Genomic DNA, 23,503 nt, shown 5'->3' with positions numbered 1-23,503 from the left:
GGTTTCCAGCCATGCTCCCCGCACGTCCTCCGCGACTCGCCCCTCATGTCGGCGGGCGGGGAATCCCGTGGGTGACGTAGTGCGTCTGCTCCCCGGGAGCGTGGGCGATGGAGCCGGGTTCCCGGTCCACCGCGATGATGACGATGTCCGGGCGCCGCAGCAGTGTCACCAGCTCGCTCGGCCCGGGCTCCACGGAGTGCGAGGCCTCTCCCGCGCCTCCGGGGAAGAAGCGGGCCTCGCCGTCTCCCAGGTAGAGCAGCGGAGCCCGGGCGCCCACGTCCTCGACATCGGGAGGGACGTAGACGTGCACGGTGCGCTGCGCTCGCGCCACGGGCTCCGCGGTGAAGGAGGCGGAGCAGAGTGCGCGAGACAGCGGCTCGGGCAGGGCGCCGCACGCCGAGGTCACGACGAGAAGCAGGGGCATCCAACAGCGCATGAGGGTGTCCTCCCGCCTCGGCCAGGTGGCCGGGCAGTCCATGAGTCCATGCGCCCGCGCTGGCACGGGCGGTGTTCCAGACAGTCGTTGCCGGGTGGCGGGCCGCTCCGGCCAGTGGCCCTTCACCCTTTCGTCGCCATCCCGCCGTGACTCAGGGAGGGCGTGAGACTTCACAGCGGGCCGAGGCGCCCCGGGAGAGGTCCTCGGCCACCGAGCGCAGCAGCGTGCCGGTGAGCGCGGAGCGCTCCTCGGCGGGAGTTGTCTTCTCCTGCGTGAGCCACGACGCCACCCGGCCCAGGCTCGCGGCGGTCACCACCTGCAGCCGCACCTCCACCTGGACGACGAAGCGTTCCTCCGCCTCGGGGCGCTCGTCCAACGTCCAGGCCACGCGCTCCGATTCAATCGCTCCGGGGCCCGCCGGCAGGGGCCTTCCATCCAGCACGTAGCCGCCGCGCGTGAAGGCGAGCACCTGGGTCAGCCGCGCGCCGTCCACCCGCGCGTCGAACCACAGGGCGCGGCGCTTCCACAGCGTCAGCTCCACCTCCAGCTTCCCCGCCAGCCCCAGCCGCACCAGCCGGTCCAGCTCCGGCGAGACGAACGAGAGCGCCTCCACCCTTGCCACCACGCGCCGCCCGGAGAGGGTGGCGGTGCAGGCGGCGCGTGGCTCCTCCGCGTGGGCCCGGGGCGCGAGAAGTCCCGCCGCGGCCACCAGCGCCGCGCCGAGCCTCCGCCCCCACCGTGTGTCATGCCGTCCCATGCGCCGTCAGAAGGTCCGCACGAAGAGCAGCCGGGCCTCGGGCGTGGCCGTGGCCTCCTGGTCCGTGCGCCAGGCGACGTCGAACCGCACGTCGTCGCCGAAGTGGAAGCTGCCGCCCACACCCAGCCGCGCCTCCGTCCACGCGTCGTCCATGCGCACCGAGCCCACGTCCGCGAAGATGCCGAGCACGTGCCAGCGGTACTCCGCGGTGGTCAGCAGCGACACGTCGCCACGGAGCTCCTTGAAGCCAAACCCGCGCAGCGCGCTCCAGCCACCCAGCGCCTCGCGCTTCTGCTCGGGCAGGTCCTCACCGCCGGCGGTGCGCACGCGCAGGCGCACTCCGGAGTTCATGCCGGTGGGCACGTCCAGCGCCAGGTCGCTCACCAGCTTCCAGAAGCGCGTGTCCGCGCCGGAGGCCCCGGGGCCGTCGCCCACCTCCAGCGTGAGCAGCCCGCGCAGGGAGGCGCGCGCGTTCCAGTCGCCGTTCCGCCTGAAGAGGGACGTCTCCGGCGTGCGGAAGAGCGAGCCCACGTTCGCGCCGGGCGGCGCGTCGCTGGCGTACTCCAGCCGGAGCACGAGAGAGCGGAAGTGGCCCTCGCTGACCGGGGCGTTGGGGAAGGGGGGCGAGTCGCGGCGGAAGAGGCTGAGGGGCGGGGTGAAGCTGCGCATCGACTCGTAGCGGTCGGCGCGGTACTCGACGCCCGCGAGCCACTCCTCCATCCAACGCCAGGTGGCGAAGGCCGTGAAGCCCTTGCGGCGGAAGTACTCGCGGTCCGGACGGTTGATGAGGGCCGAGTAGATGTACGAGTCGATGTCGCTCAGCCGCCAGCGGTCCAGCGTGTCGGTGAAGTCGTGGCCCTGGACGCCCACCTCCGCGAGCCTCGCGGCCGGCACTTGCGCCTTCGCCCCGCCCAGCAGGTTCACCTGCCGCTGCTCCCGCGTCCCCTCCGGGTCGTCCGGCAGGTGCTGGCCGCCGAGGCGCAGCGGGATGAAGAAGGCCGCGTCCAGCGTGAGGTGGGCCCGATCCCCCGGGTCCCAGATGCGCAGGTGGCCCGCCACGCCCGGGGCGAAGCCCGTCACCTGCGTGTGGACCGGCAGCAGGTCCAGGTCCAGGTCCGGCCGGCGCGGGCGCACGTGCACCACCAGGCGCTTCTCTTCGAGGGTGAAGCCCTCGCCGTCCCGCTCGCTCTCCCACCACTCGACGAGCTCCCGCCAGTTCAGCTCGAACTCCACCTGCTCACGGCGGCGCTTCTTGCGGGGGGCCTCCTCCGTCCGGTAGTTGCGCGTGCCGTCGGCCTCGCGCACCTCGACGATGCGCGCCTTCCGGCGCAGCCCGTTGTCCTCATCGTCCACGTCCGCGGCCACCAGGAAGGGCAGCCGCGACTCCAGGCGCTCCACGGCGCGCCTCGCGTCGCTGCGGAGGAAGACGTCGCCGGGCTTCAGGGCGAGCGCCTCGCGCACCCGCGCCGCCATCTCCGGGGGGACGCCCTCCACGTCCACGGCCTCCAGCCGGCCCTCGTCCACCGTCACCACCAGCCGGCCGTCCGGGTGCAGCGTGGCGGTGAGGCTCGCCAGGAGATAGCCGTCGCCCCGCAGGTCCTCCAGCGTGCGCTCCAGCGCCCGCGCCACGCCGCCCAGGATGACGCCGGACCGGAACGTGTCGTCCTCCAGGCGGGCCAGCCACTCGAGCGGAGGATGTGGCGGAGGGCAATGGCGGACGACGGACAGCGTCCCTCGCCGGGAGTCGATGCGCAGCGTGGCGATGACGTCATCGTCGTCCTCGTCATCATCCTTGTCCTTGCCGGAGGAACGGTGGGGCAGGCGGAGCAGCTCCTCGAGCAGCTCGGAGGCCTGGAGGTCCTGGAGGCCCTCCAGCTCCACGGAGGTGACGATGGGGTGCTCCTCCAGGTGGACCTCCATCACCACGGGGCCCTGCTCGGGGACTCGGAGCCGCGGCTCCACGCGGGCGAAGAGGCCCGTGCGCGCGAGGCGGCGGAGGAGGGTCTGCGCCCGCTCCGCGGTCAGCGGAGTCTCGCCCTCGGCGCCCGTGAGGGAGTCACCGATGAGCGCGCGCACCTGCGTGTCCGTGAGCTGCCGGAGGCCGTGGAGCTCCATGCGCGTGGGCGTGAGCGGGTGCCCGTCCAGGCTGAGCTGGAGCGGGGCGAGGACGGACGCTTCGTGCTCGTCCTCGTCCTCGAAGTCCTCGAAGTCCTCGGGGCACTTTCCCCATTCGTCCTCCGAGGCCTCGGCGCGGGCTTCTTCGCGGGGCCCGGGTTCGGGGGGCGTGGTGGGTGAGGCGGGAGCGCCGGCATCCGGGGCCGGCTGCGCCGCCGCGGTCATGCTGAGGAGACAGAGAAGGAGTGCGAAGCGGTTCATGTCCGGACGGGAGAGCACGTGCCGTTCCAGCCGGCGGTGTCAGGCAAGTGCTTGAAAGGACGAGGGGCGGGCAGACGTGTCGATGTCATGGGCACATCCGGATGTCGAGCCGTGATGTGGCAACGACATCCGCCACGCGCCGGTGCTTGCCTGGGGTAGACCGCATCAGGCCTCCATGTGGGGGCGCCTACTTCGATTGCGAGGGTTCACACCGGCAGGCCCAGGGCCTTGATGCGGCGATAGAGATTGCCCCGGTCCACCTGTAGGAGCCTCGCGGCGCCGGCGATGCTGCCCCCCTGCTGGAGCGCCGCGCGGATGAGGTCCCGCTCGAAGTCCTCCACGTGCTCGCGGTAGCTCTTGTCTCCCAACGTGGTGCGCGGTGGCGCGGCGGGCGCCAGCGGGCCGGTGATGGCCTCGGGGCCCAGCGTGAGCGGACCGTCGCCGCGCAACAGATTGAGGCGCTCGATGAGGTTGCGCAGCTCGCGCACGTTGCCGGGCCACGAGTAGGCACGCAGGGCGGCCTCCGCGCCCGGAGCCAGCACCAGCGGGACGTTGGGCCCGGCAAGCTCCGCGGCGAAGGCGCGGGCGAGGGGGAGCAGGTCCTCCGGTCGCTCGCGCAGCGGCGGAATCTGGAGCGGCATCACGTTGAGACGGAAGAAGAGGTCCTGCCGGAAGCGGCCCTCCCGCACCGCGCGGGCGAGGTCCTGGTGCGTGGCCGCGAGGACGCGCGCGTCCACGGGCACCGGCACCGAGCCGCCCAGCCGCTCCACCTCCTTCGTCTCCAGCACGCGCAGCAGCTTGGCCTGGAGCTCCAGCGGCATGTCGCCCAGCTCGTCCAGGAACAGCGTGCCGCCGTGGGCCTGCTCGATGCGGCCCGCGCGCCGGGACACCGCTCCGGAGAAGGCGCCCTTCTCGTGGCCGAAGAGCTCGCTCTCCAGCAGCGTGGAGGGAATGGCCGCGCAGTTGACCGCGACCAGCCGCCCCTTGCGCCCCGAGGCCAGGTGCAGCGCCCGCGCGACGCGCTCCTTGCCCGTGCCCGTCTCGCCGGTGATGAGCACCGCCGTGTCGCTCGGCCCCACGCGCGCGATGAGCCGGCGCAGCGCCTCCATGGCCGGGCTGTCGCCCACGAGGTGTCCGGGGCGGGCCAGCGCGTCCAGCAGCCGCTCGCGTTCCTCCTGGAGCGCGCCGAGCGCCATCGCATTGCGCAGCGCCGTGAGGAGCCGCTCGGGCGAGGGCGGCTTCTCCACGAAGTCCGTGGCGCCCAGCTTCAGCGCCTGCACCGCCTCGGCCGGGGAGGCCTCGCCGGACAGCACCACCACCGGCACGGGCAGCGGCCGGGGCAGGCGCGCGAGGAATTCGAGGCCCGTCTCGCCGGGCATGCGGATGTCCAGCAGCATCAGCGCGGGCGGGCCCTCGGGCGCGTCGAGCAGCCGCGTGGCCTCGGCGGTGGAGCGGGCCTCCACGGGTGTGAAGCCCTCGTCGCTCAGCAGCCCGCGCAGGGCCTTGAGGACGCCAGGGTCGTCATCGACGACGAGGATGCGGGGACCGGGCTTCATGCGGTGACCGGGGCGGAGGCGGGAGGGACGAGGGGCAGGTCCACGCGCGCCAGCGTACCGCCCCCGGGCGCCGGCTCCAGGCGCAGGGTGCCGCCGTGCTCGTGGACGATTTTCTGGGCGATGGGCAGCCCCAGGCCGCTGCCCTCCGGCTTGGTGCTGAAGAGCCCGCGCGTGAGGGCGGGGCCTTCCAGCACGGTGGGGACGCCGCTGCCACCGTCCGTCACGGTGACCCGCACGGCGCCCGAGGACAGGGGCTCCAGCGCGACGCGCACGGGTGGGGCGCCGACGGGGGAGGCCTCGGTGGCGTTCTTCACCAGGTTGCCGAAGAGGCGGCGCAGGCCGTCCGGGTCCGCTCGCAGCGCGGTGTCGGGACCGGGGGCAAGCTCCACGGGGACGGGGGAGGTGCCCGCGTAGAGGGAGCACACCTCGGCCAGCAGTGGGCGCAGGGCCACGTCCTGGAAGCGCGGAGCGGGCAGCCGCGCGAAGGTGGAGAAGCTCTGGGTCATCCGCATGAGCAGGTCCACCTCCTCTTGGAGGAGGGCGACGGCCTCGGTGATGCGGGTGGTGTCGGGGGGCGTGCTCGCATCCGTGCGGGACAGACGCGCGAGCGAGAGCTTCATTGCGGTGAGCGGGTTCTTCAGCTCGTGAGCGAGGGCGCGGGCCACGTCCTGCCATGCGGCGATCTGCTCCGCGGCCTTGAGGCGCTCGCGCTGGGCGAGCAGCTCCTGGCCCATGCGGTTGAACTGGCCCAGGAGGAACTGGAGCTCGTCGCGTGGGGGCTCCGGGGTGGCGAGACGCACGGTGAGGTCTCCGCGCGCATAGGCCCACATGCCCTCGGTGAGGGTGGCGACGGGGCGGGTGAGGGCACGGCCGAGCAGCACCGCGGCGAGGGCCAGCACCGCGCCGGAGACGAGCACCAGTCCGGCGATGAACGCGGGCACGCGGCGCACCAGGGCCCGCCGCGCCAGCTCCGCCTGGGCGAGGTTGAGCCGCGCCTCGTTCAGCGCGTCCTGGGGGAGGCCCCGGCGCTCCAGGTCCGCGGAGACGCCGTCCAGCACGCCCTCCACAGGGGCGATGGAGACGGACAGCACCCGCTCCAGCGCGCCCTGCGCCAGCACGCCGAGCAAGACCAGGGGGACGAGGCCCGCGAGCAGCATCACCGCGAGCAGCTTGCGGCGGAAGCGGGGCGGGGGAGGCGAGGGGGCGCCCTGCGTGCTACCGGGAGCTGTCCCGGCCGCCGGCGGGGGTGGTGCAGGAGCCTCGGGGGGCGCCGGAAGGGGCGGGGAGCCACGCATGATTCGGGGTTCATATCGCGACACCCACCCCGCGGGTCAGGTCAGGAATTCCGCGCCACGGGCGTACTAAAAGGAACCATGCCCTTTGACCCCCGTGAGGTAGAGCCGAAGTGGCAGGCGCGCTGGCGCGAGGCCCGCCTGCATCGGACGACGTTCGACCCGAAGAAGCCGAAGTTCTACGCGCTCGACATGTTCCCGTACCCCTCCGGAGCGGGGCTACACGTCGGGCACTGCGAGGGCTACACGGCCACGGATGTGCTCACGCGGTGGAAGCGGATGCAGGGCTGGAACGTGCTCCACCCCATGGGCTGGGACGCCTTCGGCCTGCCCGCCGAGAACTACGCCATCAAGACGGGCATCCACCCGCGTGTCACCACCGAGCAGGCCATCTCCAACTTCCGCAGGCAGATTGACTCCGTGGGCTTCGCCTACGACTGGGAGCGCGAGGTCAACACCACCGACCCGCGCTACTACAAGTGGACCCAGTGGATCTTCCTCCAGTTGTTCAAGAAGGGGCTCGCGTACGAGAGCGTGATGCCCATCAACTGGTGCCCGTCCTGCAAGACGGGGCTGGCCAACGAGGAGGCCGCCGGCGGCCGGTGTGACCGCTGCGGCACCCAGGTGGAGCGCAAGGACCTGCGCCAGTGGATGCTGCGCATCACCGCCTACGCGGACCGTCTGCTGGAGGACCTGTCCGAGGTGGACTGGCCCGAGTCCACGCTGGCGATGCAGCGCAACTGGATTGGCCGCTCCGAGGGCGCGGAGGTGGTGTTCCGCGTGGCGGACGGCCCGGCCGCTGGCGCGGAGCTTCGTGTGTTCACCACCCGCCCGGACACGCTGCACGGGGCCACGTACCTGGTGCTGTCTCCCGAGCACGGCCTCGTGGAGTCCCTGACGGCGCCGGAGCAGCGGACCGCGGTGACGGACTACCAGTCCGCCGCGCGGCTCAAGAGCGACCTGGAGCGCACGGAGCTGGCGAAGGAGAAGACGGGCGCCTTCACGGGCAGCCACGCCGTCAATCCCATCAACGGCGAGCGCATCCCCATCTGGATTGCCGACTACGTCCTGGCCACCTACGGCACCGGCGCCATCATGGCCGTGCCGGCGCATGACCAGAGAGACCATGACTTCGCCGTGAAGTTCGGGCTGCCCATCCGGCAGGTGGTGCGCCCGGTGGACGGAGCACCGCCCGAGCCCGGCAAGGCCTTCACGGAGGCGGGCACCGCGGTGAACTCGGGCGAGCTGGACGGCCTGCCCACCGCGGAGGTGAAGCAGCGGGTGGTGGCCACGCTGGAGGCGCGGGGCCAGGGCCGGCGCACGGTGAGCTACCGCCTGCGCGACTGGATTTTCTCGCGCCAGCGCTACTGGGGCGAGCCCATCCCCATCATCCACTGCGCGAAGTGCGGCGCCGTGCCGGTGCCCGAGGACCAGCTCCCCGTCACCCTGCCCGAGGTGGAGCGCTACGAGCCGTCCGGCACCGGCGAGTCACCCCTGGCCACCATTCCCGAGTGGCTGGAGACGCACTGCCCCCAGTGCGGAGGCCCGGGCCGTCGCGAGACGAACACCATGCCGCAGTGGGCCGGTTCGTGCTGGTACTACCTGCGCTACCTCGACCCGGCCAACGACAAGGAGCCCTGGTCGAAGGAGGCCGAGCGGCAGTGGATGAACGTGGACCTGTACGTGGGCGGCGCCGAGCACGCGGTGCTCCACCTGCTCTACGCGCGCTTCTGGCACAAGGTGCTCTTTGATTTGGGCCACGTCACCACGAAGGAGCCCTTCAAGAAGCTGCGCCACCAGGGCACGGTGCTGGCGTACACGTACGTGGACGCGGCGGCCCACTACCACGAGCTGTCCGAGGTGGAGCTGCGCGGTGAGGACGCCTTCCTGCGCGCCACGGGCGAGAAGCTCAAGGTCCAGGTCGAGAAGATGGCGAAGTCCAAGCTGAACGGCGTCAACCCGGACAGCGTGGTGGCCGAACACGGCGCGGACGTGCTCCGTCTGTACGAGCTCTTCATGGGCGAGTTCGAGCTGTCCAAGCCGTGGGACCCGCGCGCCATCGAGGGCTGCGGCCGCTTCCTGCGCCGCGTGTGGCGCCTCGTCGAGGAGCACGGGACGGCCCGCGCCCCCGAGGGCGACCCGCACCTGCGGCTGCGCCACAAGACGACTCAGCGCGTGACGGCGGACCTGGAGCGCCTCCAGTTCAACACCGCCATCGCCGCGCTGATGACGTACACCAACGAGCTGGTCTCGAAGGGGAGCACGCGAGAGGACCTCACCACGCTCGTCAAGCTGGTGGGCCCCTTCGCGCCCCACCTGGGGGACGAGGCGTGGGAGCGGCTCGGCGGCACGGGTTTCCTGCTGGAGCAGGACTGGCCCCCGTTCGACGTGGCGCTCACGGTGGATGCGCAGGTGACGTACGCCGTCCAGGTGAACGGCAAGCTGCGCGGCAGCCTGGAGGTGGAGCGCGGCACGCCGGAGGCCGAGGTGCGTGAGCGGGCCCTGGCGCTGCCCAACGTCGTCCGGCAGCTCGAGGGCGGGAAGACGGTGGGCAAGGTCATCGTCGTCCCCGACAAGGTGGTCAACATCGTGGTGCGGTAGCACGGGCAGCGCGAGCCGAACCCTCCGGGCGGGCAGCCGGAGGGCTCGGGTGCGGGCTCCGAAGCTGATAGCCTGGGGCTTCCGATGTCTCGTCTTCTCGCCCCCTCCCAGGGCTGGTTGTTCGGCCCGGGAGTGGACCTGACCGTCTTCGCCGGCAGCGCGCTCATCTCCGTGCTCTTCGTGCTCGCCGCGCCGTGGCTGGGCGCGGTGGGGGACACGCCGCTGTGGGCCTGGGTCCTCTTCGTCGTCTGCGTGGACGTGGCGCACGTCTGGTCCACGCTGTTCCGCACGTATCTGGACGCGGACGAGTTGCGCCGCCGTCCGGGGCTCTACCTGGGCGCGCCGCTCGCCGCCTATGTCGCGGGCGTGGGGGCCTACCTCGTCTCTCCCAAGGCCTTCTGGACGCTGTTCGCGTACGTGGCGCTGACGCACTTCGTCCGCCAGCAGTACGGCTGGGTGGCCCTCTACTGCCGAAAGGCCCGCGCCTCCCCCGCCGAGCGCCGCCTGGACGCCGCCGCCGTCTACGCCGCCACCCTGGGGCCCGTCGTCTGGTGGCACGCGAACCTCCCCCGCGACTTCTGGTGGTTCGTGGAAGGGGACTTCCTCTCCGGCCTGCCCCGTGAGGCCGGCACGGTGGCGCTGGCCGTCCATGCCGCCGTGCTCGCGGCGTGGGCCGGTTTCCAGGCCGCGCGGGTGGCGCGGGGCGAGGGCGTGCAGGCGGGCAAGGTGTTGCTGGTCGCTGCCACGTGGGTGGCATGGTTCGGCGGCATCGTCGTGGCGCGGGATGACTTCGCCTTCACGGTGATGAACGTCCTGCTTCACGGGGTGCCGTACTTCGCGCTGCTGTTCCGCTACGCCCGGGGGCGGCGGGCGGAGGGAGGTTATGGGGTGGGCGGTGCCCTCCTGCGCGCGGGGCTGCCGGGCTTCCTGCTGTTCCTGGCGGCGCTGGCCCTGGCGGAGGAGCTGCTCTGGGACTGGCTCATCTGGCACGAGCGCTCCACCCTCTTCGGGCCGAGCACGCTGGAGTTGCCGGCGGACGTCCTCGCGCTGGTGGTGCCGCTGCTGGCGCTGCCTCAGGCCACGCACTACGTCCTGGATGCCTTTGTCTGGAAGCCGGGCCGCGAGCCGGCGCTGCTGTCCCGGCTGGGCTGGAGCCCTTCGGGCGGAGTCGAGGGTCCACCATCCGGCACGCGGCCCGTTTCGGCCATGGCCATTCCGGGAGGGAATGAATAAGGGTCAGGGGCCTATGTCCCGACTCCTGCTCGTCTCGAACCGGCTTCCCGTCACCGTCAAGGTGGAGAAGGACAACGTCTCCGTGGTGCGCAGCGCGGGAGGGCTGGCCACCGGCCTGAGCCGCCCGCATGAGCGCTCGGGCGGGGTGTGGATTGGCTGGCCCGGAGACGTGTCCCGCCTGTCGGACAGCCAACGTGCCCAGGTGGAGTCGCGGCTGGCCGACCTGCGCTGCGTGCCGCTGTACCTCAGCGCCAGCGAGGTGAGCCGCTACTACGAGGGCTACTCCAACCGCGTCCTCTGGCCGCTGTGCCACTACATGCTGGACCGCATCCCCCGGCAGGACAGGGACTGGGAGGTCTACCGCAAGGTCAACGAGCGCTTCGCCGACCTGACGGCCCGGCAGTACCGGCCGGGAGACACCATCTGGGTGCACGACTACCAGCTCATGCTGGTGCCGGCCATGCTTCGCCAGCGGCTGCCCGAGGCCCGCATCGGCTACTTCCACCACATCCCGTTCCCCTCGTCGGAAATCTTCAGCACGCTGCCCCACCGCCACGACCTGCTGAAGGGCCTGCTGGGCGCGGACCTCATCGGCTTCCACACGGTGAGCTACGTGCGGCACTTCTCCGGCTCGCTGCTGCGTCACCTGGGGCCGGACACCGATATCGACCGTGTCATCTGGGAGGGGCGCGAGGTGCGCGTGGGCGCCTTCCCCATGGGCATCGACGCGACGGCCTTCGAGTCGCTCGCCAACGATGCGGTCGTACTGGACGAGGTGGCCACCCTCCGCAGGAGGGCCGAGGGCCAGCGCATCCTGCTGGGCATCGACCGGCTGGACTACACCAAGGGCATTCCGCGGCGGCTGCTGGCGGTGCAGCGCGTGCTGGAGCGCGAGCCCTCCTGGCGCGGGCGCCTGCGCTTCATCCAGGTGGCCGTGCCCAGCCGCACCCAGGTGGAGGCGTACGCCACCTACCGCGAGACGGTGGACGAGCTGGTGGGCCGCATCAACGGCACCTACGGCAGCGTCCACAACGTGCCCGTGCACTACCTCTACCGCTCCTTCAACGAGCGGCAGCTCGTGGGCCTGTACCGGGCGGCGGACGTCATGCTCGTCACGCCGGTGCGCGACGGTATGAATCTGGTGGCCAAGGAGTTCTGCGCCGCGCGCCCGGACGAGGACGGCGTGCTGGTGCTCAGCGAGTTCGCCGGCGCCGCCGCGGAGATGAGCAGCGCGCTCATCGTCAACGCGTTCGACGTGGAGGCCGTGGCGGACGCGATTGAGCAGGCGCTGGAGATGGCCGAGGACGAGCGCCGCACGCGGATGCGGGCCCTGCGCGCCCAGGTGAAGGAACATGACGTGCACTGGTGGACAGGCTCCTTCCTGGACCGGCTCAACGGGCTGCCCGCCGCGTCCGAGCGGAAGACCGGGAGCGCGCCGCAGGCGCTGGAGCGGATGAAGGCGGCGGCCCGGCTGCACCTGCTGCTGGATTACGACGGCACGCTGGTGGGCTTCGCGCCCCGGCCGGAGCTGGCCGCGCCCGACGACGCCCTGCGGGCGTTGCTGGCGAGGCTGGTGGCGCGCCCGGAGACGTCCCTGAGCATCGTCAGCGGCCGGCCCCGGGAGACGCTGGAGGCCTGGTTCGGAGCGCTGCCCGCCGGCCTGCACGCCGAGCACGGCCTGTGGTCCCGCGCCCGCCCGGACCAGCCCTGGCGGATGCTGGAGGGCGTGTCCTTCGAGTGGAAGGAGCGCGTGCGGCCGGCGCTGGACGCCTTCTCCTCGCGGGTGCCGGGCTCGTTCGTGGAGGAGAAGACTGCGTCGCTGGCCTGGCACTACCGGATGGTGGACCCGGAGTTCGGGGCCATCCAGGCGCGGGAGCTGCGCCTCCACCTGGCCGAGGTGTTCGCGGGCGAGTCCCTCGACATCCTCCCCGGAGACCGGGTGGTGGAGGTGCGGCCCCGGGGCGTCCACAAGGGCCGCGTGGTGGGCGAGGCCACCCAGGGCCTGCCGCCGGGCACGCTGGTGGTGGCCATCGGCGACGACAAGACCGACGAGGACCTCTTCGCGGCCATGCCCGGGGACGGGCTCACGATTCATGCGGGCAACAAGCCCACGCGCGCGGCCTTCCGCGTCAACGGGCCCGCCGAGGTGCGGAAGCTGCTCGGCGAGCTCGTCACCCCGTAGGGGCTACTGCGCCGCGGACGCGGTGCGGCTGCCGGGGGCCTGGATGAGCACCCGGCGCATGAAGGCCCGGTCCACCCGGCCGAGGAACTCGCGGAACGCGGCGTAGTCATCCGCCTTCACGCGCGCGGCGGTGAGGGCCATCTCGCCCTCGGCCACCAGCTTGCCGCCCTCCACCCGGTAGCTCAGCTTCACGTAGCCGAACTTCGTGGTCTCCTCCACCGCCTGCGGCAGCTCCTTCACCGTCCACCCGGCGGGCAGCGTGTAGCGCAGCGTGAAGCTGTTCAGCCACGGGCCCTGCATCACCAGGTCGAAGCGGCGCTCCGCCAGCGACGCGTACGCCTGCTGGTACGTGCGGCCCGTGCCGAAGGGCAGGAAGCGCATGGCGCCGGGCAGCACCTCCGCGTAGCGGGGGATGTTCATCTTGAAGTCCAGCGCCACGTCGTCGTCCAGCCGCGTGGTGTCGCTCAGCTTCACCTCGCGCACCGTCAGGCCGGGGAAGCTCTGCGCCCAGGCGCGCTCGAAGGTGGACTTGCGCGTGGCCTCCGGCCGGTACGCCCGGCGGTAGTCCGGCGCCGTCTGGCCGCTCACCGTGCTGGCGCCCGCCACCTCCGCGCTGCCGTCCGCGCGCAGGTCCACGTCCAGCGTCAGCCGCGTGGCGTTGTCCTCCGCCTTCGCCTCCGGCGTGGTGAGGAAGGTGCTCCGGCCGTCCGGCTCCACCACCAGCACGTTGGCCACCCGGTCCGCGCTGGGCAGTTCCTTCGCGCCGTGGAACTCCGCCGTGCCGTCCAGGTACAGGTCGTACTTCGGCACGTAGGCGATGGCGTGGTTGAAGGCCGCGAGGCTCGCCGGCTCCTCGCCGATGGAGCCCAGGTTGCGCATGCGCAGCAGCACCAGCCGGCTGTCCACGCCCGCCACGCGCAGCATGGAGTGGATGAGGCTCGCCTTGTCCTTGCAGTCACCGAAGCGGCGCGCCAGCACCCGGTCCACCCGGTACGGCTTGTAGCCGTGGATGCCGAACTCCAGCGCCACGTAGCGGGTGTTGGTCACCACGAAGTTGTAGATGGCGCGCACCACCGCCAGCTCGTCCTTGCGGTCCACGCCCTGGAGCACCTGGTCCACCGTCTGCCGCAGCTCCGCGTTGGGCTGGAGCTGGTCCCTGACGAGCCCCCACCAGTAGCGGCCCACCTGCTCCCACGTCTGGTACGTGGAGACGTGGAGGTTCTGCGCCACCTCGGCCCAGCCCGGCATGCCCGGCTCCGGCACCACCTTGGCCACGTGCTTCGCGCTCCACTTGTAGAGCACGCGCCCGCCGTCCAGCGGCTCCTGCTCGCTCTGCACGCCGGTCAGCTTGCTCTTGTTCCAGTACAGGGGCCGCTCCTTCGGCATGTCCACCAGGTACTGGAAGCGCACCTTCGGGTAGACGCCCTGCACGCTCTCCACGTCACCCCAGTAGTCCGACAGGAGGTTCTCCTGCGCGGTGTCGTCAATCCGGTACGTCAGCTCCAGCGTGTCGCCGGGGGCCAGCGAGGGGAAGGACAGCACCTTGGCGCGGGCGTCGTAGTACATGCCCGTCCACGGCTCGTTGATGTTGCGGTCGTTCTCCCCGTAGCTCTCCACCACGGAGCCGTCCGCCTTCACCACGCGGGCCTTCAGCACTCGCACTTCCTGGCGGTCCGGCGAGTAGGTGACGGGCGTCATGCGGAACGAGTCCACGCCGCGCTGGTTGAGCACCTTCACCACCATCTGGTGCAGGCGGCTGGAAAGGCCGCTCTTCTGGACGCGCACGTAGGTGCTGTCCACCAGGTAGATGGCGTCCTCGTGGACGTAGGCCTCGCCCTCCCGGTCCAGTCCCTTGGAGTCCACCAGGTACTGCATGCCGGCGCCGGTGCTCTCGCCCTTGAGGGCGCGCAGGGCCTCCTTCAGGCCCGGGTTCTGCGGGCGCAGCGCCAGCGAGCGCTCGAAGGCGGCCAGCGCCGGCTCGCGGCGGCCGGCGGCCAGCAGGGCGCGGCCCTCGCGCTCGTACACCTCCGGCTCGTCCGGGGACAGCGCGCGGGCCTCGCCGAAGAGGGCCACCGCCTCATCCACCGCGCCGTTGTTGGCCTTCAGCTCCGCCAGCCGCACGCGCGCGCCGTTGTCGAAGGGGTTGAGCGTCACGAGCTGCGCGTACTCGCGCTGTGCCTCCTCCACCTTGCCGGCGTCCGCCAGCAGGGAGGCGAGCGTGCGGCGCGTGCCGGTGTCGTCGAAGCGCAGCGCCAGCACCACGCGCATCCGGTCCACGGCCTCGCGGTTGCGGCCGAGCTGCCGGGACGCCTGCGCCGCGGCCCGCACCGCGCGGGGCACGCGGGGCTGACGGCGGAAGGCCTCCTCCACCAGGGCGTGGGCCCGCGGGCGCTCACCCAGCGCCTCCAGCGCGCGGGCCAGCATCAGCCGGGCCCGCACCGAGTCCGGGTCCTTCTCCAGCACGGGAGCCACCAGCTCCGGCACGCGCTCGGGGTGGCCGCGGTCCAGCTCGTGGTCCGCCAGCGCCACGCGGGCCTCCGCCGAGTCCGGGTCCGCCTTCAGCGCGGCCTCCAGGAAGCGGCGGCGCTCGTTGAGGTCGTCGCGCTGCAGGCCGGCGGCGAGCAGCTGCAGGCGCGCGTTGCCCGGTGCGGCCTCGGCCGCGCGAGTGGCCTCCACGGTGGCGGTGTGCTCGCGCTCGTCATAGGCGCGGAAGAAGCCCAGCACGCGGGCGTAGTCCGCGCGCAGCTCCGCGTCGCCGGGGTTCTTCTCCACCTGGGCGCGCAGCGCGGAGGTGAGGGTGGGCAGCGGCTGGGGCGCGGGGGCGGTGCCGCGCTCCAGGGCGGGCGCCTTCGGCGGCAGCGACGCGCGCACGGAGGGGGACTCCTGGCGCAGGTAGAAGCCCAGCGGCCCGGTCTCCTGGCACACCTTGAGGAGGACGCGGTTGAGGCCCTTGCGCAGCTTCACGGACACGCGGGACTGGTCCGGGCGCGGCAGGTTGTAGCGGTCCTCCTTCGCGGCGAGCTGCCCGTTCACCCACAGGCGGAACGCGCCGGAGGTGCCCACGCCCATGGCCACGCGCGTCTCCTGGGGCGCCTCCAGCCACGTCACGGCGTAGGCCACCGACTCGCGGTTGGGCCGCACCGCGGTGGCCAGGTCCACGTAGCCGTCCGCCGGCGAGGCCGTCAGCCTGCGCCAGGACACCTCGCGGCCCTTGGCGCCCGGGAAGGTGGCGGACAGGTCCAGGTTGGCGGCCTCGGGGCCGAAGTCCGTGTCACACCCGGCCTTGCCCTCGTTGTCGAAGCCGCCGACGACGTAGTAGTCGCCGACGAAGCCCAGCCACTGCCGCACCTCGTTGGCCCGCACCAGCCGGCCGCGGGCACGCTCGGTGTCCAGCAGCAGCAGCTGCGCGGTGGCGCGCGTGTTCGGGTCCGACGAGCGCCGCGAGGCCACCTGGGCATAGGTGCTGAGCAGCGGCGTCAGGTCCTCCACGTCGTCCACCAGGTCGTGCATCCGCAGCAGCGTGGCGGCGCCCCGGGGGGAGGAGGCCTGCTTCAGCGCCTCGGCCGCGTAGGCGCGGGCCGTCTCGTCCGCCGCCGGTCTCGCCTGGGCCCAGAGCGGGCAGGTGAGCACGAAAACCGCGGCCAGCCATGTGAAGCGGGACATCCGTTCTCCTCGTTGACGTCTGACGGTGGTGGCACCGAGCCCGGAAGCAGGGCGCCGACGCCGATGAACAGGTGACCCTTTCAGGGCCTTCCCCTGCATGGGGCCCCGGGCGGCGGGCAGGCAACCGAAAACGTCACGAGGGTACGGTAGGGGACGAGGTGGGAGCGGGTAGGTCAGCTCCGGCGGTGCGCCGGGCCGGGGGCCGCGGTGCCGGACGTCAGCTTCAGGGCGGTGAGGAGCTGGGGCTCGGAGAGGAGGCGCTCGACGTCCATCAGCAGCACCAGCCCATCGCCGTGCCGGCCCATGCCCACCAGGAAGTCCACCGGCATGGCGGCGCCGAAAGAGGGGGCCGGCACCACGTCCCGCGAGGACAGCTCCAGCGGGCCGCCCACGCCGTCCACCGCGAGCCCCAGCCGCTGCGGCTCGCCACCGCAATTCACCTGCGCCACCACCACCGTGGGCCGCGCCTTCACCGTCCGCAGCGCCTGGCCCAGCACGCGGGACAGGTCCACCACCGGCACGGCCTGCCCGTCCTGGACGAGCACCCCGCGCACGTGGGGCGGCGCGTCCTTCACGGGCTCCAGGCGGGCCTCGGGCACCACCTCGGCCACTCGCGCGGTGGGCGCTGCGTAGTGCTCGCCCCCCACGACGAAGTGGAGGTACGGCTCGGCTCTCCCCTGTGTGCCGGCGTTCATCATGAGGTCGGTTCCGAGGTGGCTTTCGTTGAATCCGGAATCAGGTGGCGGAGGCGTACCGCTTCACCGGGAGGATGACAAGGGGCCACTCCGCGGCGGGGTGTCTTGCGTCCCGTCCCCCGTCAGCGCGTCCGGGCCGGCGCGGGCACTCCCGGCGGCGCGCGCAGGAAGGACTGCACGCCCTGCCGGTGGAGGCGGTCGGACTCGGCGCACAGCCGGATGGACTCCCGGGCCCGGGCCAGCGCGCGAGGCGCGTTCTCCAGCCTGGAGACGCGGGGGCCGAGGAAATCTTCCACCTCCGCGAGCCGCTGCTCGTCGCAGAGGCTTCCCACCAGTCCGATGAACCCGCTCAGCTCGTCGGAGCGGAGCCTTCCCGCGAGCGTGTCGAAGTGCTCCCGGTAGAACGCCCAGGCCAGCCCGCGCGTCTCGGGCATGGAGAAGGCGCCGATGAGGATGGGCCGCGTGTCGCGCATGTCCAGCTCGCTGCCCGCCACCAGGGCGAGCGCCTCGCGCACGAGCGCCGGCTCGCGGAAGCTGGACAGCGCGGTGAGCATGCGGACGCGCTCGTTCCGGTCCTCCGCCTTGCGCGCCTCCGCGAGCAGGGCGTCGAAGAGGGCCCGGTCCCCATTGCGCGCCGCCACCGCCAGCACCAGGGGCACCGCCTCCGGGTGCACGGCCTTCCGGTCCGCCAGCCATGCCCGGGCGAGCCGGCCCGCCTCGCGCACCAGCAAGGGGTCCTCTCCGCGCGTCGTCGCCAGCTCCAGGAGCCGTGAGCGCGCCTGCTTCACGTCGTCGCTGTCGCCCTGCTTCGGCTCCCAGCCCAGCTCCCGGGCCCGGGGACCGTAGACCTCGCCCACCCACTTCCGGAAGCGCGCGCGGTCCGCCTCCGGCAGCCCATCCTCGTTCACGAGCTGGAGCAGCCGAGCGCCCCGCTGGACGATGTTCCGGTCCTTGTCGGCCGCCGTGGTGGGGACGAGCCGCAGCGCCTCGCCGAGCGGCAGGTCTCCCCGGCGCACCTCAGCCTCCACGTCGGCCAGCAGCGCCAGCCGCTCCTCCACCGTCAGCGCCGCCGGAGGCGCGGCCAGCAACGTCGCGAGCTGCTCGCGCGTGTAGCCGGCGCGGTAGTAACCCGTGCCGCCCGCGTTGAGCAGCACCCACTCCGGGCAGGTGCGCATGGGCACCGGCAGCTCGCCCGTGGCCTCGGTGAGCAGGGTGCAGACCCGGTGCGAGCCGCCGCCGCGCGTCCCCACGCGCACGCACACCGGCACCGGCCACGTCTGGGCGGCGCTGGCGGTGGAGCCCGCCGGGAGGTAGCGCTCCTGGGACAGCTTCAGGCGCGCCGGCGTGCCGGGCCCGCATTGAAGCCCGGCGGAGATGCGCGGGGCGCCCGGCTGGTCGATGAAGCTCCGGAAGGCGCGGGCGACGTCCGGGCCCGCGGACTCGGAGAGCGTGGTGGCGAAGTCCTCGGACGTCGCCACGCCCCAGGCGTGCTTGCGCACGTGCGTGCGCAGGAGGTCGCGCATGCGCTCCGGGCCGAGCCACGCCTCGAACATGGCGATGACGGACGAGCCCTTGGCGTAGGTGGTGCCATTGTCGAAGGAGCCGAGCACGTCGTCATGCGTGTCCGCCGGCTTGCGCACGGGGAGCGCGGCGGCGAGCGCATCCGCGTCGAGGGCGAAGGACAGCGCGTTCATGCTGGCCTCCCGCGCGAAGCCCCAGCTCGGGTCGAACGGGTCCACCGTCTTCCTGTCCAGCCACGAGGTGAGGGACTCGTTGAGCCAGATGTCGTCCCACCACTTGCAGGTGACGATGTTGCCGAACCAGTAGTGGCCCAGCTCGTGGTTGGCGATGGTGACGTACCACTTGCGGCGCGCCAGCGTCTCCTCACCGGGGCGGATGAGGGTGAGGGGCTGCCCGAGCGCCACCAGGCCCGGGTGCTCCATGGTGCCCCAGTAGCGGGGCACCACCGCCACGTCGAGCTTCTCGTACGGGTACGGCTGGTCGAAGAAGTCCTCCAGCAGCGACACGATGCGCGGGGTGACGCTGGCCGCGTACGCCGTCTCCGGGCCCCGGCCCCTGGGGACGATGAAGCGCAGCGGCACGGCGTTGCGCCCGGCGGTGCCCGCGTCCACCACGTCGAAGGGGCCCACCATGAAGGCCACGAGGTAGCTCGGCATGGGGCGGCTCTCCGCGAAGGTGACGCGCTCGAGTCCCTCCGGCAGCGGCTCGCGCGAGACGATGGCGTGGTTGGCCAGCGCCACGTGCCCGGCCTTCACGGTGAAGCGCAGCCGCCACGGCACCTTGAAGCCCGGCTCGTCGAAGCAGGGGAAGGCGCGGCGCGCGTCCACGGGCTCGAAGAAGGTGTAGAGGTAGGGCTCGCCGCCCTCGTCCACGCCGTAGATGCCGCGGCTGCGCTCCCGGTCCACGTGGCCCGTGAAGTCCAGGTGGAGGCGGGCCTTTCCCGCCGCGAGCGGCTCGGGCAGCAGCAGGCCGAGCCGGCCCTCGCTGGCGGTGACGGCGCGGGCCTCCAGCGTGCGCGAGCCCGTCTCGACGCGGGCGCGCGTCACCTCCAGGTCCTGGCCATGCAGCCACACCTGGTGGACGGGCTCGCGGACCTCCACGACGATGGCGACGGAGCCGGAGAAGCCAGGCTCGGCGGGGAGGAGCTTCAGGTCCAGCTCGTAGCGCACGGGCCGGACGGTGTCGGGCAGCCGCAGCGCGGGAGGCTGGGGCTCGGGCCATCGGGGCGCCGCCGCCACGGCCCCGGCGGTGGGGGGCGGCGGCTCGGGAGCGTGGGCGCAGTGGAGGGCGAGGAACGCGAGGAGGAGGGGGAGGGGCCGGCGCATGGCGCGAGGCTATCCCGCCTTCCCGAGGCGTGGAGCAGGAGGGCGGGAGAGGGGGGCATCCGCCATCCAGCCCCGCCTCCTCGTGTGCGTGAGTGACGCTCACGCCTCACTCCCCGTATTCGCTCCTCGGCGTCAGAAGCGGATGAGGAAGGCGTCGTACCCGCCCGCGCTGGTGTTGCCGCCGAGGCCGCCGTACGTGGAGCCCGTCACGTACGCGTTGCCGCTGGCGTCCACCGCCACGCCCCGGCCGACGTCGGAGAAGCCGCTGCCCACCACGCGCGTGCCGAGCTTGTTGCCCAGCGCGTCGTACCGCGTGAGGAACAGGTCGTTCAGCCCGGCGTAGGCATTCCCGTCCAGCGCGCCTGCGGTGAAGCCCGTCACCTGCACGGTGCCGTCCGCGGCGACCGCGACGCCATGGGCCTGGTCCACCTGGACGCTGCCCAGCATGCGGCTCCACTGGCGGTTGCCCTGGTTGTCGTAGCGCGCGAGCAGCGCGTCCACCAGGCCCGACTGGGGATTCCCATCCAGCGTCCCGAAGCTGTAGCCCGTCAGGTACACGCCGCCGTCCGTGCTCACGGCCACGCCGGTGCCGTAGTCGAGGTCGGCGGCGCCCACCTGGCGCACCCACTGCTGGATGCCCAGGATGTTGAGCCGCATCAGGAAGATGTCGGTGCCCACCGGGGTGGTGGTGCCGTCCATGCTGCCGAAGGTCTGGCCCGTCACGTAGACCTCGTGGTTGGGCGTCACCGCGATGGACTGCGCCACGTCGCTGCGGCTGGTGCCGTACTGCTGCAGCCAGTACGGGGCGCCGTCCGTGTCATACAGGGCCACCATCACGTCGTAGTTGTTGGGGTTGCCACCGTTGGCGAAGCTGCCCCCCGTGTAGCCCGTGACGTAGAGCGTGTCCTCCGCGCCCAGGGCGATGTCCGTGGCGAAGTCGTCCATGGCGGTGCCGCGCTGGCGCAGCCACAGGCGGTTGCCCTGTGTGTCGTACTTGGCGACGTAGAAGTCGAGGCCGCCCGCATTCACGTAGAAGTCGAAGCCGCCGAAGGTATGGCCGGCGAGGTACACGTTGCCGGCCGCGTCGGTGGCCACCGCCATGGCGCGGTCACTCTGGCTCGTGCCGAGCTGGCGCACCCACTGCAGCGCGCCCGCGGTGTCGTACTTCGCGACGAAGACGTCCTGGCCGCCCGCCGCCGGCTGCGAGCCGAGCTGGCCGGTGGTGTGGCCCACCACGTAGACGCTGCTGCCCGAGACGGCCACGGCCTGGGCCTGCTCGTCCAGGTTCGACCCGAGCTGCTGCACCCAGGCGGGAGGAGGAACCTGCGCCGAGGCGGAAAGCGGCGCACCCAGGGCCGTCATGACGCCCGCCAGACCGAACATGCTCCACAGGGACTTCTTCATCTGTCGACTCCATTCGCGGATGGGGAGTCGTTGCAAAAGCACAGCAGTGGCGGAAACGGTAGTGGGTAAAACCAGACTGCCAAGAGAGATGGGTGAAGTCTTACCGGGCGAGAGCCACGCCGTGAGGAATCCGGGGCGAAGCGTGTGGCTCAGGTGAGGCTGAAGGCCCGCGCCAGCGTCAGCACCTCCACCCGCACGGCCCCGGCTTCGCGCAGCGCGGTGGCGGCGGCGCGGGCGGTGGCCCCGGTGGTGAAGACGTCATCCACCAGCAGCACCTCGCGCCCCTTCACATGGGCGGCGGCGGTGAAGGCGCTGGCCACGTTGCGCGCGCGCTCGGCCTCGTTCAGCCCCACCTGCCGCTGTGTCTCGCGGGTGCGCGAGAGCCAGCCCACGGGAGCCTCGCGGCCGGTGCGCTTCGCCAGCACTCCCGCGAGGAGCTGCGCCTGGTCGTACTTGCGCGCGTGATAGCGGCGCGTGTGCAGCGGCAGTGCCACCACGCACGCGGGCGCCCGGCCCAGGAAGTCTCGGGCCTCGTCCGCGAGCAACTCCGCCAGCGGCGCGGCCAGCTCCGGGTGGTCCTCGTACTTGAACCGGTGGATGGCGCGCGCCAGGGGCCCCTCATGGGCGAAGGGCGCCCAGGCGCGGGAGAACGGGGGCGGCGCCGCGCGGCAGCGGGGACAGGCGCCGCCGGGAAACGTCCCGGGCTCCGCGCAGGTGCGGCAGCACGCCGGAGGCAGCCGCTCCACCGCCGTGTCGCACGTCTCGCAGAAGAAGCTGCCGGGGCCCGGCAGCACCTTCGCGCAGGCGATGCACGCCGGCGGGTAGAGCAGGTCCAGCAGCGCCTTCAGCACCGGTGCGGCCCCCGGCCCGTCACGGCAGCAGGCCCTGCCGGTTCATCTCCTTCGACTGCGGCAGCCCCATCACCTTGCACAGCGTGGGGGCGATGTCCGCGAGGATGCCGGGGCGCAGCTTCTGCCCGCGGAAGTCCGGGTGGATGAGGTGGAAGGGCACCGGGTTGAGGGTGTGCGCGGTGTGCGGCTCGCCCGTCACCGGGTCCACCATCTGCTCGCAGTTGCCGTGGTCGGCGGAGATGGCCATCACCCAGCCGTTGCGCTCGCACGCCTTGCCCAGCACGCCGAGGCACTCGTCCACCACCCGCACCGCCTGCATCGCCGCGTCCAGCCGGCCGCTGTGGCCCACCATGTCCGGGTTGGCGAAGTTCACCAGCGCGAAGTCGTACACCCCCGAGTCGAGCCGCCGCACCAGCTCCGCCGTCACCTCGCGCGCGGACATCTCCGGCTTCAAGTCATACGTCTTCACGTCGCGCGGGCTGGGCACCAGGTGCCGGTCCTCGCCCGGGTACACCACCTCGCGGCCGCCGTTGAAGAAGAACGTCACGTGCGCGTACTTCTCCGTCTCCGCCGTGCGGAACTGGCGCAGGCCCTGGTGCGACAGCAGCTCCGGGAAGATGTCCTGCGGCTGGTCCGGCCCGAAGGCCACCGGCAGGTCGAACGTCTCGTCGTACCGGGTCATGCACACGTAGCGGCCCAGCCGCAGCCCGCCCCGGTCGAACTCCTTGAAGTCCGGGTACGCCAGCGCCTGCGTCATCTCCCGCGCCCGGTCCGCGCGGAAGTTGAAGAAGATGATGGTGTCGCCGTCCTGGATGCGGCCCACCGGGGTGCCGTCACCGCTGGCCAGCACGGTGGGCTTCACGAACTCGTCCGTCACCTTCTCCGCGTACGAGGCACGGATGGCGCTCAGCGCGTCCGGCGCCTTCGGGCCGCGGCCGAACACCATCGCCTCGTAGGCCTGGTGCACCCGGTCCCACCGCTTGTCGCGGTCCATGGCGTAGTAGCGCCCGCTCACCGTGGCGATGCGGCCGGCCTGGTTCTTGTGGAGGAAGCGCTCCAGCTCCTCCACGTAGCCCAGCGCGCTCTGCGGCGGGGTGTCGCGCCCGTCCAGGAAGGCGTGCACGTAGACGTGGGGCACGTTCCTGTCGCGCGCGGCGCGCAGCAGTGCGTACAGGTGCTCCATGGACGAGTGCACACCGCCCGGTGACACCAGCCCCAGCAGGTGTAGCGCCTTGCCGTCGGCCTTCACGCCGTCCATGGCCGCGCGCAGCACGGGGTTCTGCGCCAGCTCGCCGGACTCGGCGGCGCGGTTGATGCGCACCAGGTCCTGGTAGACGATGCGGCCCGCGCCGATGTTGGTGTGGCCCACCTCCGAGTTGCCCATCTGCCCCTCGGGCAGGCCCACGGCCAGTCCGGCCGTTTGCAGCTCGGTGAAGGGGTAGGGGCTCGCCAGCTTGTCGAGGTGTGGGGTGCCGGCCAGGAGGATGGCATTCGCATCGCGCTCCTGGCGGATGCCCCAGCCATCCAGGATGCAGAGCAGAACCTTGTGCGTGGGAGTCATGGCCGAACCCTAACCACGCGGGCGCCGGGCGGAGAGTACAAAAGCGTCAG

General features: G+C 72.3%; 14 protein-coding genes. 3 read left to right on the top strand and 11 right to left on the bottom strand.

The window, feature by feature from the left end; translation table 11 throughout:
- Nucleotides 1-43 precede the first annotated feature (43 nt).
- The 5 genes from K8638_RS01150 to K8638_RS01130 form a co-directional block, all read right to left on the bottom strand.
- Nucleotides 44-436: a hypothetical protein gene (locus K8638_RS01150; RefSeq protein WP_223752494.1), complete on the bottom strand. Its 393-nt coding sequence runs from the start codon at nt 434-436 to the stop codon at nt 44-46.
- Between the two features lie 151 nt (nt 437-587).
- On the bottom strand, nt 588-1,193 hold the full coding sequence (locus K8638_RS44790; protein ID WP_305071135.1) for a hypothetical protein: 606 nt from the start codon (nt 1,191-1,193) through the stop codon (nt 588-590).
- A 6-nt stretch (nt 1,194-1,199) separates the two neighbouring features.
- On the bottom strand, nt 1,200-3,587 hold the full coding sequence (locus K8638_RS01140) for a hypothetical protein (protein WP_223752493.1): 2,388 nt from the start codon (nt 3,585-3,587) through the stop codon (nt 1,200-1,202).
- A gap of 188 nt (nt 3,588-3,775) precedes the next feature.
- Nucleotides 3,776-5,125: a sigma-54 dependent transcriptional regulator gene (locus K8638_RS01135; protein ID WP_223752492.1), complete on the bottom strand. Its 1,350-nt coding sequence runs from the start codon at nt 5,123-5,125 to the stop codon at nt 3,776-3,778.
- Complete coding sequence (locus K8638_RS01130; protein ID WP_370643892.1) at nt 5,122-6,420, bottom strand: ATP-binding protein; 1,299 nt, start codon at nt 6,418-6,420, stop codon at nt 5,122-5,124. Before K8638_RS01130 ends, K8638_RS01135 begins: the two co-directional genes overlap by 4 nt.
- Before the next feature lie 78 nt (nt 6,421-6,498).
- Here K8638_RS01130 and leuS point away from each other — a divergent pair, with 78 nt between their 5' ends.
- The 3 genes from leuS (at nt 6,499) to K8638_RS01115 (ending at nt 12,433) form a co-directional block, all read left to right on the top strand.
- Nucleotides 6,499-9,018, top strand: coding sequence for a leucine--tRNA ligase (gene leuS / locus K8638_RS01125; RefSeq protein ID WP_223752491.1), 2,520 nt, complete (start codon nt 6,499-6,501; stop codon nt 9,016-9,018).
- Between the two features lie 84 nt (nt 9,019-9,102).
- Nucleotides 9,103-10,251, top strand: a complete 1,149-nt coding sequence (locus K8638_RS01120; RefSeq protein WP_223752490.1) for a hypothetical protein — start codon at nt 9,103-9,105, stop codon at nt 10,249-10,251.
- 13 nt (nt 10,252-10,264) lie between these two features.
- Nucleotides 10,265-12,433 carry a bifunctional alpha,alpha-trehalose-phosphate synthase (UDP-forming)/trehalose-phosphatase gene (locus K8638_RS01115; protein WP_223752489.1) on the top strand — a complete coding sequence of 723 codons (2,169 nt, stop codon included), beginning with the start codon at nt 10,265-10,267 and terminating at the stop codon, nt 12,431-12,433.
- A 3-nt stretch (nt 12,434-12,436) separates the two neighbouring features.
- Here K8638_RS01115 and K8638_RS01110 read toward each other — a convergent pair whose 3' ends face one another.
- The 6 genes from K8638_RS01110 to gpmI form a co-directional block, all read right to left on the bottom strand.
- Nucleotides 12,437-16,096 (bottom strand): DUF3857 domain-containing protein, encoded by a 3,660-nt coding sequence (locus K8638_RS01110; protein ID WP_223752488.1) that lies wholly within the window; start codon nt 16,094-16,096, stop codon nt 12,437-12,439.
- Nucleotides 16,097-16,269: 173 nt separating this feature from the next.
- Entirely contained in the window at nt 16,270-16,794 is a 525-nt protein-coding gene (locus K8638_RS01105; protein WP_223752487.1) for a chemotaxis protein CheW, read from the bottom strand.
- Between the two features lie 119 nt (nt 16,795-16,913).
- Entirely contained in the window at nt 16,914-19,637 is a 2,724-nt protein-coding gene (locus K8638_RS01100; RefSeq protein WP_223752486.1) for a M1 family metallopeptidase, read from the bottom strand.
- 132 nt (nt 19,638-19,769) lie between these two features.
- Complete coding sequence (locus K8638_RS01095; RefSeq protein ID WP_223752485.1) at nt 19,770-21,041, bottom strand: SBBP repeat-containing protein; 1,272 nt, start codon at nt 21,039-21,041, stop codon at nt 19,770-19,772.
- 149 nt (nt 21,042-21,190) lie between these two features.
- On the bottom strand, nt 21,191-21,892 hold the full coding sequence (locus K8638_RS01090; protein WP_223752484.1) for a phosphoribosyltransferase family protein: 702 nt from the start codon (nt 21,890-21,892) through the stop codon (nt 21,191-21,193).
- A 19-nt stretch (nt 21,893-21,911) separates the two neighbouring features.
- Nucleotides 21,912-23,453 carry a 2,3-bisphosphoglycerate-independent phosphoglycerate mutase gene (gene gpmI, locus K8638_RS01085; protein ID WP_223752483.1) on the bottom strand — a complete coding sequence of 514 codons (1,542 nt, stop codon included), beginning with the start codon at nt 23,451-23,453 and terminating at the stop codon, nt 21,912-21,914.
- Nucleotides 23,454-23,503: the final 50 nt, after the last annotated feature.

Source organism: Myxococcus sp. RHSTA-1-4 (genome assembly GCF_020037125.1).
GTDB lineage: Bacteria > Myxococcota > Myxococcia > Myxococcales > Myxococcaceae > Myxococcus.
The sequence above is the reverse complement of the archived record's forward strand: the minus strand, read 5'-3'. Positions and strand labels throughout refer to the sequence as shown.